Annotated in this window: 14 protein-coding genes and 1 tRNA gene; 10 read left to right on the top strand and 5 right to left on the bottom strand. The window is 38.5% G+C overall.

What is annotated here, in order from left to right:
- Window positions 1-10 precede the first annotated feature (10 nt).
- Entirely contained in the window at window positions 11-532 is a 522-nt protein-coding gene (locus AC1Z3K_RS17540) for a GNAT family N-acetyltransferase (protein WP_426082474.1), read from the bottom strand.
- Window positions 533-814: 282 nt separating this feature from the next.
- Between AC1Z3K_RS17540 and AC1Z3K_RS17535 the strand changes: the two genes are divergently transcribed.
- Window positions 815-898: transfer RNA gene (locus AC1Z3K_RS17535), tRNA-Leu, on the top strand.
- 103 nt (window positions 899-1001) lie between these two features.
- Here the strand turns inward: AC1Z3K_RS17535 and AC1Z3K_RS17530 are convergent.
- A complete protein-coding gene (locus tag AC1Z3K_RS17530) occupies window positions 1002-1445 on the bottom strand; it encodes a PH domain-containing protein (RefSeq protein ID WP_461733455.1) in 444 nt (147 codons plus the stop codon).
- A 233-nt stretch (window positions 1446-1678) separates the two neighbouring features.
- Between AC1Z3K_RS17530 and AC1Z3K_RS17525 the strand changes: the two genes are divergently transcribed.
- A complete protein-coding gene (locus AC1Z3K_RS17525) occupies window positions 1679-1984 on the top strand; it encodes a hypothetical protein (RefSeq protein ID WP_426082476.1) in 306 nt (101 codons plus the stop codon).
- A 166-nt stretch (window positions 1985-2150) separates the two neighbouring features.
- Window positions 2151-3368, top strand: a complete 1218-nt coding sequence (locus AC1Z3K_RS17520; protein WP_426082477.1) for a pyridoxal phosphate-dependent aminotransferase — start codon at window positions 2151-2153, stop codon at window positions 3366-3368.
- Window positions 3369-3804: 436 nt separating this feature from the next.
- Here the strand turns inward: AC1Z3K_RS17520 and AC1Z3K_RS17515 are convergent, their stop codons facing one another.
- Window positions 3805-3987: a hypothetical protein gene (locus AC1Z3K_RS17515; protein ID WP_426082478.1), complete on the bottom strand. Its 183-nt coding sequence runs from the start codon at window positions 3985-3987 to the stop codon at window positions 3805-3807.
- 192 nt (window positions 3988-4179) lie between these two features.
- Between AC1Z3K_RS17515 and AC1Z3K_RS17510 the strand changes: the two genes are divergently transcribed.
- The 3 genes from AC1Z3K_RS17510 (at window position 4180) to AC1Z3K_RS17500 (ending at window position 6882) form a co-directional block, all read left to right on the top strand.
- On the top strand, window positions 4180-5007 hold the full coding sequence (locus AC1Z3K_RS17510; protein WP_426082479.1) for a helix-turn-helix domain-containing protein: 828 nt from the start codon (window positions 4180-4182) through the stop codon (window positions 5005-5007).
- A 77-nt stretch (window positions 5008-5084) separates the two neighbouring features.
- Entirely contained in the window at window positions 5085-6236 is a 1152-nt protein-coding gene (gene nagA / locus AC1Z3K_RS17505; protein ID WP_426082480.1) for an N-acetylglucosamine-6-phosphate deacetylase, read from the top strand.
- A 286-nt stretch (window positions 6237-6522) separates the two neighbouring features.
- The gene (locus tag AC1Z3K_RS17500) at window positions 6523-6882 is read left to right on the top strand and encodes an acylphosphatase (protein WP_461733454.1); all 360 of its coding nucleotides are present in this window, start codon (window positions 6523-6525) and stop codon (window positions 6880-6882) included.
- 116 nt (window positions 6883-6998) lie between these two features.
- Here AC1Z3K_RS17500 and AC1Z3K_RS17495 read toward each other — a convergent pair whose 3' ends face one another.
- Both AC1Z3K_RS17495 and AC1Z3K_RS17490 read right to left on the bottom strand, forming a co-directional pair.
- Window positions 6999-7406 carry a hypothetical protein gene (locus AC1Z3K_RS17495; protein ID WP_426082482.1) on the bottom strand — a complete coding sequence of 136 codons (408 nt, stop codon included), beginning with the start codon at window positions 7404-7406 and terminating at the stop codon, window positions 6999-7001.
- A 9-nt stretch (window positions 7407-7415) separates the two neighbouring features.
- On the bottom strand, window positions 7416-8099 hold the full coding sequence (locus tag AC1Z3K_RS17490) for a DNA/RNA non-specific endonuclease (RefSeq protein WP_461733452.1): 684 nt from the start codon (window positions 8097-8099) through the stop codon (window positions 7416-7418).
- A 152-nt stretch (window positions 8100-8251) separates the two neighbouring features.
- Between AC1Z3K_RS17490 and AC1Z3K_RS17485 the strand changes: the two genes are divergently transcribed.
- The 4 genes from AC1Z3K_RS17485 to AC1Z3K_RS17470 all read left to right on the top strand — a co-directional run bounded on the left by AC1Z3K_RS17485 (window position 8252) and on the right by AC1Z3K_RS17470 (window position 14882).
- Window positions 8252-8953, top strand: a complete 702-nt coding sequence (locus tag AC1Z3K_RS17485; protein WP_426082485.1) for an ABC transporter ATP-binding protein — start codon at window positions 8252-8254, stop codon at window positions 8951-8953.
- 9 nt (window positions 8954-8962) lie between these two features.
- Window positions 8963-12388: an ABC transporter permease gene (locus AC1Z3K_RS17480; RefSeq protein WP_461733451.1), complete on the top strand. Its 3426-nt coding sequence runs from the start codon at window positions 8963-8965 to the stop codon at window positions 12386-12388.
- A gap of 283 nt (window positions 12389-12671) precedes the next feature.
- Complete coding sequence (locus tag AC1Z3K_RS17475) at window positions 12672-13196, top strand: NfeD family protein (RefSeq protein ID WP_426082487.1); 525 nt, start codon at window positions 12672-12674, stop codon at window positions 13194-13196.
- Window positions 13197-13397: 201 nt separating this feature from the next.
- Window positions 13398-14882, top strand: coding sequence for a flotillin family protein (locus tag AC1Z3K_RS17470; protein WP_426082488.1), 1485 nt, complete (start codon window positions 13398-13400; stop codon window positions 14880-14882).
- Window positions 14883-15203: the final 321 nt, after the last annotated feature.

The raw sequence follows: 15203 nt of genomic DNA, 5'->3' as shown, positions 1-15203 counted from the left end.
GTTCTAGACTTTATATCCGGTTGTTTTTTACCTCAAAAAGATAGTGAGGCATGTCAATGCCTTGATAATGCTTAACGAAACGCTCAGTTGGAAGCATTCCGTTTCGGATGGCTACCCGCATAGAAGACAGATTGGTATCTCGTATAATGGATACAACTGAGGGGGCTCTAAGTTTTTCAAAGGCATAGTTTTTACAGTATTCAGCCGCTTCAGCTGCATAGCCTTTATGCCAAAAATCCTTTCTGAGGTGATAACCAATTTCCAAGTAAGACGTGCCGGCGATTTCTTGATGAGTTAAACCACATTCCCCGATAATTGTTCCAGATGCTTTTTCTTTTAAGCCCCATAAGCCATAACCTAGCTCCTTATAGTTAGAAAGATTCCATTCTAACCAGCTGCGTACCTCCTGATCCGAAAAACTATGTTCATAGGCATACATAACTTCAGCATCCTGAAGGAAGCTTTGCAGACCATAAAGTGTATCTTCCGACCATTCAAAAAGCTGCAGTCTTTCTGTTTCCATTATTTCCATCGCTTCATCCACTCCTTCAAAAAAATTTTGATTATGTAATCATACAACTAATAGTTTACCATGAAAAGTTTCGCTAAGGAGCTATAAATGTGCATATTTGTGAATAAAAAAAGCGAAAATGAGCAGTCTCTTATTACCAACTCTAGCCCCGCTAATAGTTGATATAGATGGTTATTTCAGAAAAGGAAGCAGTCCAAAGGTTATTGTAGAAGATGCTTGACAAAATTTATATAAAACATTATTATAAATTAGTCGGGGTTGAGACGTTTTGTTATATTAAATGCGGTCATGGCGGAATTGGCAGACGCGCTAGCTTCAGGCGCTAGTGGTAGAAATACCGTGGAAGTTCGAGTCTTCTTGACCGCATCCTTAAAAGCAGAAATTTCTTCTGCTTTTTTATTTTGTCATGGAAAAGAAGAAAAAACAGAGAAAAGCAATCATGCTTTTCTCTGTTTTTTTACCTGTATAATTACCCATTGATTCGACGGCGGTTCTCCATAGAGATGTTCCCAAGATATTGGTAAAGAGGGAGAATATCTGTCTTCTTAGGAAATTCAAATTTATGTTTTGCATGGCTTTCATTGTTTGACCGCTGATTAACATTTGTTAGATAGGTAACGACAATTTCACTGTCATCCACACCGAAGCCGGCAGTCTCCATTTCCACATCGATAATGGATTCCATATGAACAGATTTGAAAGAGGTCTTCTTACCTGTAGCTCCTTGCTTATCAACAAAAATAATTCGATAATTCGTAAAAATCAACGCATCGCGTACCAACTGATAGCCCATAACAATTTCCTCGCCATCGAATAAGTAACCACGATATTCATTCGTTAATTCCTTTGGTGTTTTTTCAGAATAATTACCTAGTGCTCCTTGTACAATAGTACCAAAACCAAATTTCGCCATTTTTATTCCTCGCTTTATGCTATAGTTTATTCTATACCAATACAATGACAACTGCTTTTTTACCACAAATCAATTGTTACTGTCTATAATAAATTAAACCATAAAACTACTAAAAGAAATAGAGGCTAGAGCGATTGTTTATTCCTTTATTGGTTATTTAAGGGATATATTGAACCAGCAGCCTGAATTCATAGATTGATTCATTTTTAGTGTATATTTGTTAGGAGGAAAAGATGATTTTTGGAAAATGTAAAGTGTGTAAAGAGGTACCATTATTTGAAGGGCATGGGGAGTCAAATCAAGGGAATGCGTTGCTGCTTTGCCGTGAACTTGTTAAGGAGAAAAAACTTTCTTATGGAGGCGGGAATTGTCCTTTAGAGAAGACTGAAGAGATACTTATGGCCGAAACACAATATACGGTCAGTCATTTTTTTCGCTGCAGAAAATGTAAACAATTGTTTCATTTAGGCTTTTGCATAAGAGGAGCGCCTTTTCTTAAAAAGATAAAGCGAATTTCACCAGTTTTTTTCAACAAGTGAAATTTTTTTGCTGAGTAAACACGTGGAAAAAGGCTCTTTAATGATATATTTCTAACATAATTATTGATGAAATAAAAAAATAGCTAAAATTCAGAAAATATCGTTGCTTTTTTTGAGAGACTGGCGTAATTTTAAAAGTATAAATTTTGAAAATGAGGGATTCAGTATGAGAAATTTTGACAAATCAAAGAAACTTGAAAATGTAAGTTACGATGTCCGTGGTCCTGTTTTAGAAGAAGCTGATAGAATGCAGGAGGAAGGCATCAATATCTTGAAGTTAAATACTGGAAATCCCGCCCCGTTTGGCTTTGATGCGCCAAATGAAGTGGTCAGAGATATGATTATGAATGTCCGTAACTCTGAAGGATATTCTGATTCAAAGGGGATTTTTTCTGCTAGAAAAGCGATTGAACAATATTGTCAGCTGAAACAGTTTCCCAATGTTACAATCAATGATATTTATACAGGAAATGGTGTCAGTGAACTGATTACTATGTGTATGCAGGGATTACTTGATAATGGAGATGAAGTACTGGTACCGACGCCGGACTATCCGTTGTGGACAGCATCTGTTTCACTGGCTGGCGGACATCCTGTTCACTATATCTGTGATGAGCAGGCAGAATGGTATCCTGATATCGATGATATTAAAGCTAAAATTACAGCAAATACAAAAGCGATTGTTGTTATTAATCCCAATAATCCTACAGGTGCACTTTACCCTAAAGAATTGTTGGAGGAAATTGTTAAAGTCGCAAGAGAAAATGATTTAATTATTTTTTCTGATGAAATTTATGATCGTCTGGTGATGGATGGGCTGATTCATATCCCAATCGCAACGCTTGCGCCGGATTTGTTTGTGGTCACATTAAACGGCTTGTCTAAGTCTCATCGTGTAGCAGGCTTTAGATGTGGATGGATGGTACTGAGCGGCGATAAGTCACGAGTACAGGGATACATTGAAGGGCTAAATATGCTTTCTTCAATGAGATTGTGTTCGAATGTGCTGTCTCAGCAAATCATTCAAACAGCCCTTGGAGGCTATCAAAGTGTTGATGAACTCCTTCTTCCTGGCGGACGGATCTATGAGCAGCGAGAGTACATTTATAATGCAATCAATGCAATTCCCGGTCTTTCAGTTGTGAAGCCTAAAGCAGCATTCTATATTTTTCCTAAGATTGATACTGCTCGTTTTAATATCTATGATGATGAAAAATTTGTTTTGGATTTTCTTCATGAACACCATATTCTTTTAGTTCATGGGGGCGGATTCAATTGGCAGCAGCCTGATCATTTCCGGATAGTTTATTTACCTAAAATGGAAGATTTAAAATATACAACGGAAAAAATGGAAGAATTTTTAAGTACCTATAGACAAAAATAATTAATAAAAGTCTGGAATAATACCTAATTCCAGACTGTTTGTTTTTTTCTAATCTATTGAAAACTCTAAAAGCATATGCTTTTTTGGGTGGATTGACCTACCTTTGATTTTATGCCTCTTGTTAACAAAGGAAGGCTAAAAAATATGCAATGCTGGATTAGCTGAAATTTTTTAGTTACTGGATACTACAAAAGTTGGTAACAGTTGGATATACAGATGATTCAAGCTTTGTTGATACTACCGATTTATTGGGGAATTTCGATTGAGTGGATTGTTAAAAAGCAAAGATTGTGCAGAAGTGTGAGATAAGAGAGAATCTAATAATTAGGCTGAAAAAATAACTTATGGTTATTAAATAAAAAACAAATCTTTCAGACGGGAGTGTCTGAAAGATTTGCCGAGCACTTTATTTAATAATACTGTGTCTGTTATCTGGTCAGCTGCATTCAATCAAGGTGCACTGTTTTTTACTGATGACCATACGATTAGTGTATTTTTCTTCCATATCAGAGCTGGGGTCGTTAACAACGATTAGATAGGAATTCTCATACTCCTTTTCGATATAACCGACATGACTGCCTTTTTCCCAATTAAAACTTACCTTCTTTTCTTGTGTCATAAATAACACTCCTTATTCGAAAAATAAAGTGATGTTGACAGTTGGTGAAGTGAGTGAAGTATATTCTTGCAGTTTATTATGCAATAAAGTACAATAAATTCAAAATGCGAATTCGCATATTTTACTAAATATAATATATTTTAATGGTTTGAATATTTATTTATTAAGAAAGCATTTTACAGGGGAGAAATAATGAATTCTTTTGGAAGTGTTATTAAGGAAATACGTAAAAAAAGAAAGCTGACGCAGAAGATGTTATCTGAGGATATTTGTTCTCAAAGTGTGCTCAGCAGAATAGAGAACAATGAAGAACTGCCGAACGTTGTTGTGATGCAGCAGATTTGTCAGCGTTTAGGGGTTACTATGGATCAGATTATGCACTTTCGTTCGGAAGAAGTTCAAATGTTAACTCAGCTGTTCGAAAAAATGGCAGATTATTTTCGTCATAAAGAATATAGTAAGCTGATGTTCTTTATTTGCGATATGAAGCTGGAGGAGCGAATCTATCTTGATACAGATTGGCAGCGCTATTATTATTATTTAGGCAGCTGCGAATTTTATCTGCATAATCATTACGAAAAAGCAGTAATGGATTTAAGAAAAGGGCTTTCTTATACGTACCAGTCAAATAAGAACAATCTTTCAGATTTTGAAATTCAGATTATCAGCTGCTTGGGCAGCACTTATGGGGTGATGGGAAAAAAAGAAGCTGCGGAAAAATATCTAAAACTAAGTATCTATTATTTTCATGATTTGCCTTACGAGCGGATCAATGCTGAGCTAACGAAAATATTTTTTAACTATGCTTATTTTCTTTTACAAGAGGAACGCTATGAAGAAGCTCAAATTTATATTAATCAAGGGATTGGCTGGGCGCGGAAAAAGAACAGCTACTACTACCTTGAAGAGCTGTTCAATTTGAAAAGCGAGCTGCTCTATCTGAGTAATCAGCATAATGAAGCTGAAAAATATAGACATTTGGCTGAGCAGCTGAATCAAGTCATTCATTTAAAACTATAAAGGTCTACACCATTCTTGACTTCTGGTGCTATTAAGAGTAACTTAAACATAAGATAATATTAGAAAGAAGGATAACAATGAAAACATTTATTTATGCTGAAAAATTCTTTTTAAAAAGCGATGTCAAGGGTCCTGGTTATCTGGAAATAACCGACGGACTTTTTGGAGATTTCTACAAAGAACTTCCTGAAAAGGATGCCAAAGTAATTAATGAAGAAGGTAAATGGATAGCGCCAGGCCTTGTCGATACTCATATTCATGGGTTTATGAATCATGATGTAATGGACAACGATGCAGAGGGCATCAAAGTGATGTCGGAAGGACTGCTTTCTTGTGGGGTTACTTCATTTTTGCCAACAACTTTAACTTCCAGTAAAGAACGTTTGAAGGATGTTGCTGAAACAATTGGCAAGGTTCATCAAGAGGTATCTGGTGCGAAAATTCAAGGCATTTATTTTGAAGGTCCCTTCTTTACTGAAGAACATAAAGGGGCTCAGAACCCAAGTTACTTTGGTGATCCGGATTTAGCTGTTTTTAATGAATGGCAGGAAGCATCAGGCGGTTTGATTAAAAAAATTGCTTTAGCTCCTGAACGTAAAGGAGTAAAAGAATTTGTCAAAGCTGTGACAGATGAGGGTGTTGTGGTAGCCTTGGGACATAGCGACGCTACTTTAGAACAGGCTACAGATGCAGTGGAGTCTGGTGCTAGCGTTTTTGTTCATGCCTACAATGGAATGAGAGGATTGAATCATCGTGAACCTGGGATGGTGGGTGCGCTGATGTCGCTGAAACATGTCTTTTCTGAGCTAATTTGTGATGGACACCACGTTCATCCAAATGCAGCGGATATTTTGATGGAAAAAGCTGGTCATGATCATGTTGCGTTAATTACAGACTGTATGATGGCTGGCGGTATGCCTGACGGCAATTATAACTTAGGTGAATTTCCTGTGGTTGTAAAAGATGGAACAGCTCGCCTGGAGTCAGGAAATCTGGCAGGAAGTATTCTTAAGCTGAAAGAAGCGATTAAGAATGTTGTTGACTGGGAGATTGCAACACCTGAACAAGCAGTAATGATGGCAACACTTGTGCCAGCTGTCAGCTGTAAAATTGATGACCGTTGCGGTATGATTGCCAGCGGACGTGAAGCAGACTTTATCGTATTAAATCCTTCAATGGAATTAGAAGCAACATATCTAGACGGTGTAGAACGTTACCGGGCAGAGTAATCAATCAATTAGAATAAATAGCCGAGAGATTGTAACAGAAGTGTTGTGTATTGAGACAAAGGGTTAGGTACCTGCAGCTTGTCTGTGATTCACGTGTTACTTCAATCGTCGAAGCTTAGAGAATCTTTGAAATACGGTTTAATCGATTTTAGGGTCTGGAGACATTTATTGTCCCAGATCCTTTTTGTGTTCATGAAGAAAGTTAAGGGGATACTCAAAATTTTTTGTTTAGTGCAAGTCGGTTTTTATAGTACAATACTAGTAAAACCGACAGGGAGGCTGGCGTATGAGACAGAGTTTGCTGAGCAGACTGAAGCATCAATATATTATTACTCAGGTCAATAGAGCAAAAATTCCTGATTTTACGGAGAGTGGGCAGATTCGTGAAAAACTGGTGTTTTCTGGAAAGGTTCAAAACGTTGGGTTTCGTTTTCAGGCGAAACTGATGGCGGAGCGTTTAGAGCTTTTCGGCTGGGTCAAGAATAGAGAAAATGGTGATGTTGAAATGGAAATACAAGGACCACAAAAGAAAATCACGTTCTTAATAGAGTACATGAAAAGTAGAAAACGTATGAAAATTTCTGAGGTAACACATACAACACTTTTCATTAAAGCAGATTCTCCTCAGATATTCGAGATTGTCTAACTGTGTTGAAAAAGACTACATGATATTTTTGTGAATAAACTTTTTCTCTGGATTTCTACAATAGAGCAATCAGGAAAAAAAGGGTCGTGTACTGGTTTTCAGTACACAACCCTTTTTTAGTCTTTATTGTTATCTGGTGAGTGAGGCGGTAAGATATTAGATTCGATTTTCCCTTCCTCGTAAGCAGTAAAGAAATCTGCTAAAAATAAAGGATAGATTTCTATGTCCAGTTTGTAAAGGGAGCTGGGAATAACAAAGGTTTCATCTGTATTTCCACCAATATAATCTCCATCAATAGTTTGACAAACAATAGTGAAATCGTGCTCTTTCCAGTAATCAAGGTCTTCGGAAGATAAGGTTTCTTCCGAAGAAAGAAAGTTTACATTTTCTTCAAAGGTTTCTTCAGCGTTGTCCTGAAAAAGAAAAAACGGGTCCTCTTCCTGCTCAGAAAACATTTTAGCAGCAGATAAAAAGGAATGTGGATCCTGTGTTGTCAAAGTATCTCGAATTTCATGAAAGTTCATTGTATCCACCTACTTTTCATTCAAAATTTTTACACGAAAGTTAATTGTAGTATTACTTTTTATTCCTTTTGCTTCCATCTCTATTTCTTTGCAAAGCAAATCTGAACCTTCATAAATTGGCGTTACCCGGTAACGAATGGTCTCTCCGTCATCCAAGGCTTTACGTATCTGGTTTTCGTATTTTGTCATATAGGGCGAATTTACAGGCGTTTGATAAAGTGTCGTAAGATTGCGGCTGTCATCACCAGAACCGCCTAATTGTCGTCCAATTAGGTGCCCGCGGGAATGATCATAAGGTGCTTTACCAGAAATGAAGCCCGGGGGACGTACATCCTGATTGGCAGTAGTCCCAGTATTTACCATATTTGGTTTCAATAAGGCATCTGCTCCAGTTGCACGCCCTAGAGAGTCCAATTCGTGATAAGTAATCCAGCCCTTTTTGCTATCCTTTGTTTCAGCGGAAGAAAAGGCTGCTGTTCCCAATTCTTCAGGACCAGGATTAGTAGATTCCTGATTCGGAGTTGAAGCGGGCAAATTCTGTTCAACAGGTGTTGACTCTAAGCCAAAAAATTCCTGAACCTGGGATGGAACCTGAACACCCAATGCACCTAGAACAAGGATAATTAATACTCCAGCCACTAAAACCATTGGCGGAACTTTAACGGATGAACTGCTTTTCTTTTTTTTACTCATAAATAATCTCCTTTATAGCAATTACGCTCATTTTTCCATTATACGAGAAAAAGAAATGAAAGCAAAAGAATTTTTCGAATTTTAATTGAAGGATAATAAAAGTAATCAGAAGCTAATTATGATAAACTTTTATTGAGAAAGGGAGAGTGTAGATGGCTTATATAGATGTAATCAATGAGTATAAAAGATACCATATGGGGGATACAACGATTGCTGCAAATGACGGCATCACGTTCTCCGTTGAAAAAGGAGAAGTAGCCGTTATTTTAGGACCTAGCGGTGCTGGTAAATCAACTGTTCTAAATATATTGGGAGGTATGGATTTCTGCGATGAGGGGCAAATTATCATTGATGGGACAGATATTTCTAAATTTAGTAGTAAAGAACTGACAACCTATCGCAGGAACGATGTCGGTTTTGTGTTTCAATTTTATAATCTGGTTCCTAATTTGACTGCCAAAGAAAATGTTGAGTTAGCCTCGCAGATTGTCGCTGATGCATTAGATCCTGTAGAAGTTCTGCAGTCTGTTGGCTTAGGTGAGCGTTTAGATAATTTTCCGGCGCAGCTATCCGGAGGAGAACAGCAGCGGGTAACCATAGCCCGCGCCATTGCCAAAAAACCCAAGCTGCTCCTTTGTGATGAACCAACAGGAGCCTTGGATTATGAAACAGGAAAACAAATTCTAAGTATTTTACAGGATACTGCAAGAAATACGGGAACGACTGTGGTGATTATTACTCATAATTCATCACTGGCTCCCATGGCTGACCGGGTAATCCGGATCAATGATGCGAAGGTCCGCAGCATGGTTGTCAATGAACAGCCGGTATCTGTCGCTGAGATAGAATGGTAGGTCTTTAAAATGAAAAAAAGTGCGTTAATTAAAACTGGTTTGCGGGAAATCAGGCAGTCAAAAACTCGTTTTTTATCTATCATGGGCATTATTTTTCTAGGTGTGATGGTGTTTGTCGGCTTAAAAGCGACTGGTCCGGATATGACACAAACTGCTGATAACTACTTTTCAAAACAAAAGCTGTCAGACGGGAAAATCGTTTCTTCTTTAGGTTTATCCGATAAGGATGTTCAAGCAGTTCAAAATGCTGCTACTGCTCAAGTTCTGCCTAGGCACACAGCAGATGTGCTTGTTTCAGACAAAAATGTAGGAATAAAGTTTATTGGAAAAAATCTTGAAGCTAAAGATGAACTTATTGAGTATGTTGTAACGGAAGGACGAATGCCTGAAAAAAGCGGTGAAATTGCCTTGGATAGTTTAGCGGTTGAAAGAGGCAATTACAAGCTAAATGAGCGGCTTATTGTATCCGATAGCGATGACAAAGATAAGCAGCTGAAAACTAGAGAGTTTACCATTGTAGGATTTATCCGTTCACCAGAGTATATTGAAAATATCAGCAGAGGAAATACCACGGTGGGCAAGGGAACACTGGACTATTTTGCGGTAATTCCAGAAGCGGATATGGAAAGTACTGTGTATACAGAGATTCTTTACACTTTTGACAAGCTGAAAAATGAAGCCAGCTACTCTGAAGGCTACGACAAAATTAGAGATAAAGAAGTAAAAAGTCTGAAAGAACAGATGAAAGACCGTCCGCAGGAACGTAGAGAAGAAGTGAAAGAAGCAGCAGCTTCAGAGCTGATAAAGGCTGAACAGGAGATTCAAGATGGAGAGAAAAGCTTAGCGGATGCTCAAAGTCAATTGGCTAGCAGCAAAGCTGAGCTGGAAGCTGGAAAAACAGCGTTTGAGACCTCTCAAGCTGAGTTTTTAAATCGAATGACGGCAGCTGAGAATGAATTGACAGCAAGTCAGATTCAAATAGATCAATCAGAAGCAGAACTAAGCAATCAAAGAATACTTTTAGAACAGAAAAAAGCAGAGTTGAATGAGCTTGCACCGCAGATTGCAGCAGGGCAGACGGCACTGGTACAGCTACAGGCTCAAAGAGATGAACTGAGCAGTACATCTGCAGTTTTGCAGCAGCAATTTGATGGGTATCAAACGTTGACAGCTGCGGTAACAGGGCTGCAGCTGACTGCTGATGAGTATTTTGCAGCAGCCGTTGCCCAACAGGCCGCTGGCTGGCAGAGTACTTTAGCTCAGCTGCAGGGGAATGAATCAGTTTCAGCAGCTTTGCAACAGCTGATTGCTAATCCTTTGAAGGAAAATATAGGTTTGTTTGTAGCAGCAGTTAATCCTGTTATAGCTGGCATTCAGGAACAATTGAATCAGGCAATAGCTGGTCTGCAGACAATAGATGGGCAAATCGGATTGCTGAATCAGCAGCTTGCCCAATACAATGACGGCCAGCAGCAGCTTGCTGCCGGCAAAGAACAGCTTCAACAAGCGGAATATCAGCTATCAGCTGGGAAAGATCAGGCTGCCGCCGGACGAGCACAGCTTGAGCAGGCTCGGAGTGAGGGGCAAGCACAACTGGATGAAGCGCAGCGGCAGTTAGTGTCGGGAGAAGCTGAACACAATGAAGCAGCTGCTGAATTTGAAAAGCAAAAAAAGGAAAATGAACCAAAACTGCTTGAGGCAAAGCAGACATTGGAAGAAAAGAAGCAGGAGCTGGAAGAGCTGCCGGAGGCCAATTATTATTACTTTAGCCGTGAAGACAATCCCGGTTATAAGGAATTTAAAGAAAATGCAAATCGTATTTCTTCATTAGCAGTTGTCTTTCCAATCTTTTTCTTTTTGATTGCTGCGCTTGTAAGTCTAACAACCATGACAAGAATGGTGGAAGAAAAACGAACAGAGATTGGCAGCTTAAAAGCTCTAGGCTATCGTGATGGTGAAATTGCTTTTAAATTTCTTCTTTATGGTGTTGTTGCCAGCCTGTGTGGAGCGGTATTGGGATTGGCAGTAGGCTATTATCTGTTTCCAGTAATCATATTCGATGCATACGGTCAGCTGTACAATATTCCAGATTTTGTGACACCTTGGTATCTAGGATATAGTGTTTTTGCCTTATTATTGGCTGTTTTATGTACAGTTGGCGCATCCATGCTTGTCTTGCGGATGGATTTATTTAGCTCACCCGCTGTTCTGTTAAGGCCGAAGGCACCAAAAGCTGGAAAACGGATTCTGTTAGAACGTGTAGCGCCGATTTGGAAACGGCTAAGCTTTATTCAAAAAGTAACAGCAAGAAATCTTTTCCGATACAAACAACGCATGTTAATGACTGTTTTAGGAATTGCCGGCTGTATGTCTTTGATTATTACTGGCTTTGGTTTAAGAGATTCAATTTCAGATATTGTGGCGGTTCAATATAATAAGGTCTGGCATTATCAGGCAGTTGTTACTAAAGCAGAGAATCATTCTGCTGAAGAAGAACAAGCATATCAAAAAGAACTAAAAAATTCCAGTAACTTGAAAGAGGTAATGCCTCTTCATGTTGAAACGCTGGAAACCAGCCATAGAGGGCGGCAAGCGGCTCAAGATGTGATGATTTATGTTCCTGAGAAACCAACAGAGGTAGAACAATTTATCACATTTGCAAATCGGCAAACAGGGGAAAAATATGCACTTACAGATGACGGTGTTATCATTAATGAAAAACTGTCTAAATTATTTGGTTATAAGATTGGTGATGACCTCACTTTAAAAAATGCAGATAATCAAAAGTTCCAGTTTAAAATTACTGGTATTGCTGAAAACTATACGGGTCATTTTGCTTACCTAACTCCTACTCTTTATCGACAAATTATAGGGAAGGAACCAGATTATAATACAGACTTTCTCTTATTCGATAAGCAGCCTTCGAAAAAGGCTGAAGAAACTATCGGCAGCCAGCTGCTGGCGCTTCCTGGTGTGCTAAATGTTACCTTTCTTTCTACATCAAGTAAGGCGCTCAATGATACAGTAGGCAGTCTGACTGTTGTTGTCTGGGTGCTAATTATTGTGTCAGGCTTACTGGCATTCATTGTTTTGTATAATCTGACAAACATCAATGTTTCTGAACGGATTAGAGAGCTTTCAACAGTAAAGGTGTTAGGTTTCTATGATCAGGAAGTAACTATGTATGTGTATCGGGAAAATATCATTTTAACACTGCTAGGTATTCTGTTTGGCTCGCTGCTGGGTAAAATTGTCCATCGGTATGTTCTAGAAACAGTAGAGGTTGACATGCTGATGTTTTCACCAACGATTCATTGGGAAAGTTATGCATATTCTGCGTTAATTACAGCCTTCTTTACCTTACTAGTTATGATACTGATGCACGTAAAATTGAAAAAAATCGACATGATTGATGCCTTGAAGTCCAATGAATAATTTCATTTTTTCTTAATAAAAAATTAATGTTTTGCAGACAGAAGACTTGATTTTACTCTTCTGTCTGTTTTTATTCTCTTATTTAAGATATGAAGGAATTATTTTTTGATTATGATTCATTTGTTATTAAATGTAACTGATTTTATAGATTCCCTCCCTTTTATAAAAGAAAATACAAAGGAAAAAATCATATTAATGCTTGGAATCATCAATATTATCCTGTTATTTTTGAATAAACATTGGTAGAATATAGATAACATCGGACAGGAAAGGGAGTGAGAAAGTGATACAGGGGATACCGCTTCAGACGATTTATTTATATGTTCTGATCATTTGTGCGGGGCTTGCAGTGATTTTACTATTGATCGGAGATATTTTCGATTTTGACGGACCAGTTGATCCGATGCTGATTATTCCATGGCTGGCGTTCACCTCTCTGTTCGGCTATTTAGGAGAATACTTGACTGATTGGAGTCATATTCTGATCTTTGCAGGTGGTGCAGCTGTCTCAATGGTGCTTGTTTTTCTGATGAATTTTTATCTGTTTGCACCAATGCGAAATGCTGAGTCGACGATTTCAATTTCAGAGAAGGACATGGAAGGACAGGTTGCAGTGGTCATTACCCCCATCCCAATTTCAGGTATGGGCGAGATTCAATTGCAAAGTGTAACTGGATCGATGAGTAGACCGGCAGCTCTCTATAGTCCGCAGGAAGCAGTCATTGAAAAGGGTGCCAAGGTACTAATCATAGAAGTAACGAATCGTGTTTGCTACGTTGTTCCTTACGAGAACAGCATTAAGATTTAAACGGGAAACTCGCGAGATGAAGCAAAAGACCTCTACAGCAACTATTTTTCTCTGTTTGATAAATAAAAAGTTTATTTGCAAATGAGTGTGAAAATGAGTTGTAAAAGGAATGCTTATTTGATACTGAATTGTTAGGTCAGGTTTCAGATAAGCAGATGAAATGAAACAATTAGTATTTTAGTGAAAGAGGAGAGAAAAAATATGAGTTTTGGGATTTTGATACCAGTTGCTTTAGCTGCTTTTGTCTTATTGATGGTACTGATTATATTTGTATCGAAGTATCAGACAGCTAAGCCGGATGAGGCGCTAATCATTAGCGGAAGCTATTTAGGAACAAAAAATGTTCATGCCGATGACCGAGGTAATAAAATTAAGATTGTCCGCGGCGGCGGAGCTTTTGTACTTCCAGTATTTCAGCGTTCCAACCGGATTAGTCTATTATCAAGCAAGCTGGATGTTTCCACACCAGAGGTTTATACGGAACAAGGGGTTCCCGTTATGTGTGATGGGACATCGATTATTAAAATCGGCTCATCAGTTGAAGAAATTGCAACAGCAGCCGAACAGTTTTTAGGTAAAACACGGGAAGAACTGGAAAATGAAGCAAGAGAAGTCCTTGAAGGACATTTACGCTCAATTCTTGGTTCAATGACCGTCGAAGAAATATATCAAAACAGAGATAAGTTTAGTCAAAGTGTTCAGGAAGTTGCAAGTGTCGATTTGGCTAAGATGGGTTTAATCATTGTATCCTTCACAATTAAAGAAGTTCGTGATAAAAACGGATATCTGGATTCTCTAGGTAAACCTCGAATTGCTCAAGTCAAACGCGATGCGGATATTGCTGAAGCTGAAGCATGGAAAGAAACACGGATTAAAAAGGCAGAGGCCGAAAAAGAATCTCAGCAGGCTGAGCTGCAAAGACAGGCAGAAATCGCGGAAGCCTCAAAAGAGAAAGAATTGAAGTTGGCAACCTATAAAGAAGAACAGGATATTGCTAAAGCCAAAGCCGATCAAGCCTATAACTTGGAAAGTGCCCGGGCACAACAAGAAGTTATTGCTCAAGAAATGGAAGTTAAGGTCATTGAGCGTCAAAAGCAAATCGAGCTGGAAGAAAAGGAAATTACTCGCCGCGAGAAACAATACGATTCTGAAGTGAAGAAAAAAGCTGATGCTGACCGTTATGCAAAAGAGCAGGAAGCACTTGCACAAAAAGCAAGAGAGGTAGCCGAGGCAGAGGCAGAACGTTTTAGAATTGAATCATTAGCAGAAGCCGAGGCAAATCAGACACGTCTTGCTGGTCAAGCGCAGGCAGAAGCAACACTAGCCCGTGGCGCGGCAGAAGCAGAAGCAAAAGAAAAAATTGCGGATGCCTTTAAACAATATGGCGAGGCTGCTGTTTTAAGTATGGTACTGGAAATGCTGCCTGACCTGATGAAGGAAGCTGCACAGCCTTTAGGAAATATTGATAAGATTTCAGTAGTTGACACAGGAGCCGGCGGTGAAAACTCCGGAGCTAACCGTATTACTAATTATGCAACGAACCTACTAGCTGGAACGCAGGAAACATTGAAAGAAACAACTGGCTTAGATGTAAAGGAACTTATTGAGAACTTTACTAAAAAAGGAACCCACAGTAGTGTCAATGTTTATGGAGAACCAAAAGATACAGACAAGCATTCACAGTAATCTATCATTTTCGATTGTTTAGGTTTCAAAAGGAAACGATTCAAATTAAGAAAAACAAATAGACAATATAAGGTTTAATATAACGGTACTATAGTTATAAAATAATAAGAAAACAAGGTCGGGACGAAATGGCACTGACCCCCAAGAATGAGAATATAAAAAAGAGGCACCTCCGTTGAATTTATTTTATATAATAAATTTAGCGGAGGTGCTTTTGATGAAGAAAAAAATGGCGTATTCTCTTGAAGTCAAAGAGAAAGTAATTGAATTGAAAATTGAAGGAAAGACAACAAAAGAGATACTAGAGCTGACAGGGGTTAA

This window comes from Enterococcus sp. LJL128 (assembly GCF_056924295.1).
Note: the sequence above shows the minus strand (reverse complement) of the source record. Positions and strands in the feature narration are given on the sequence as shown.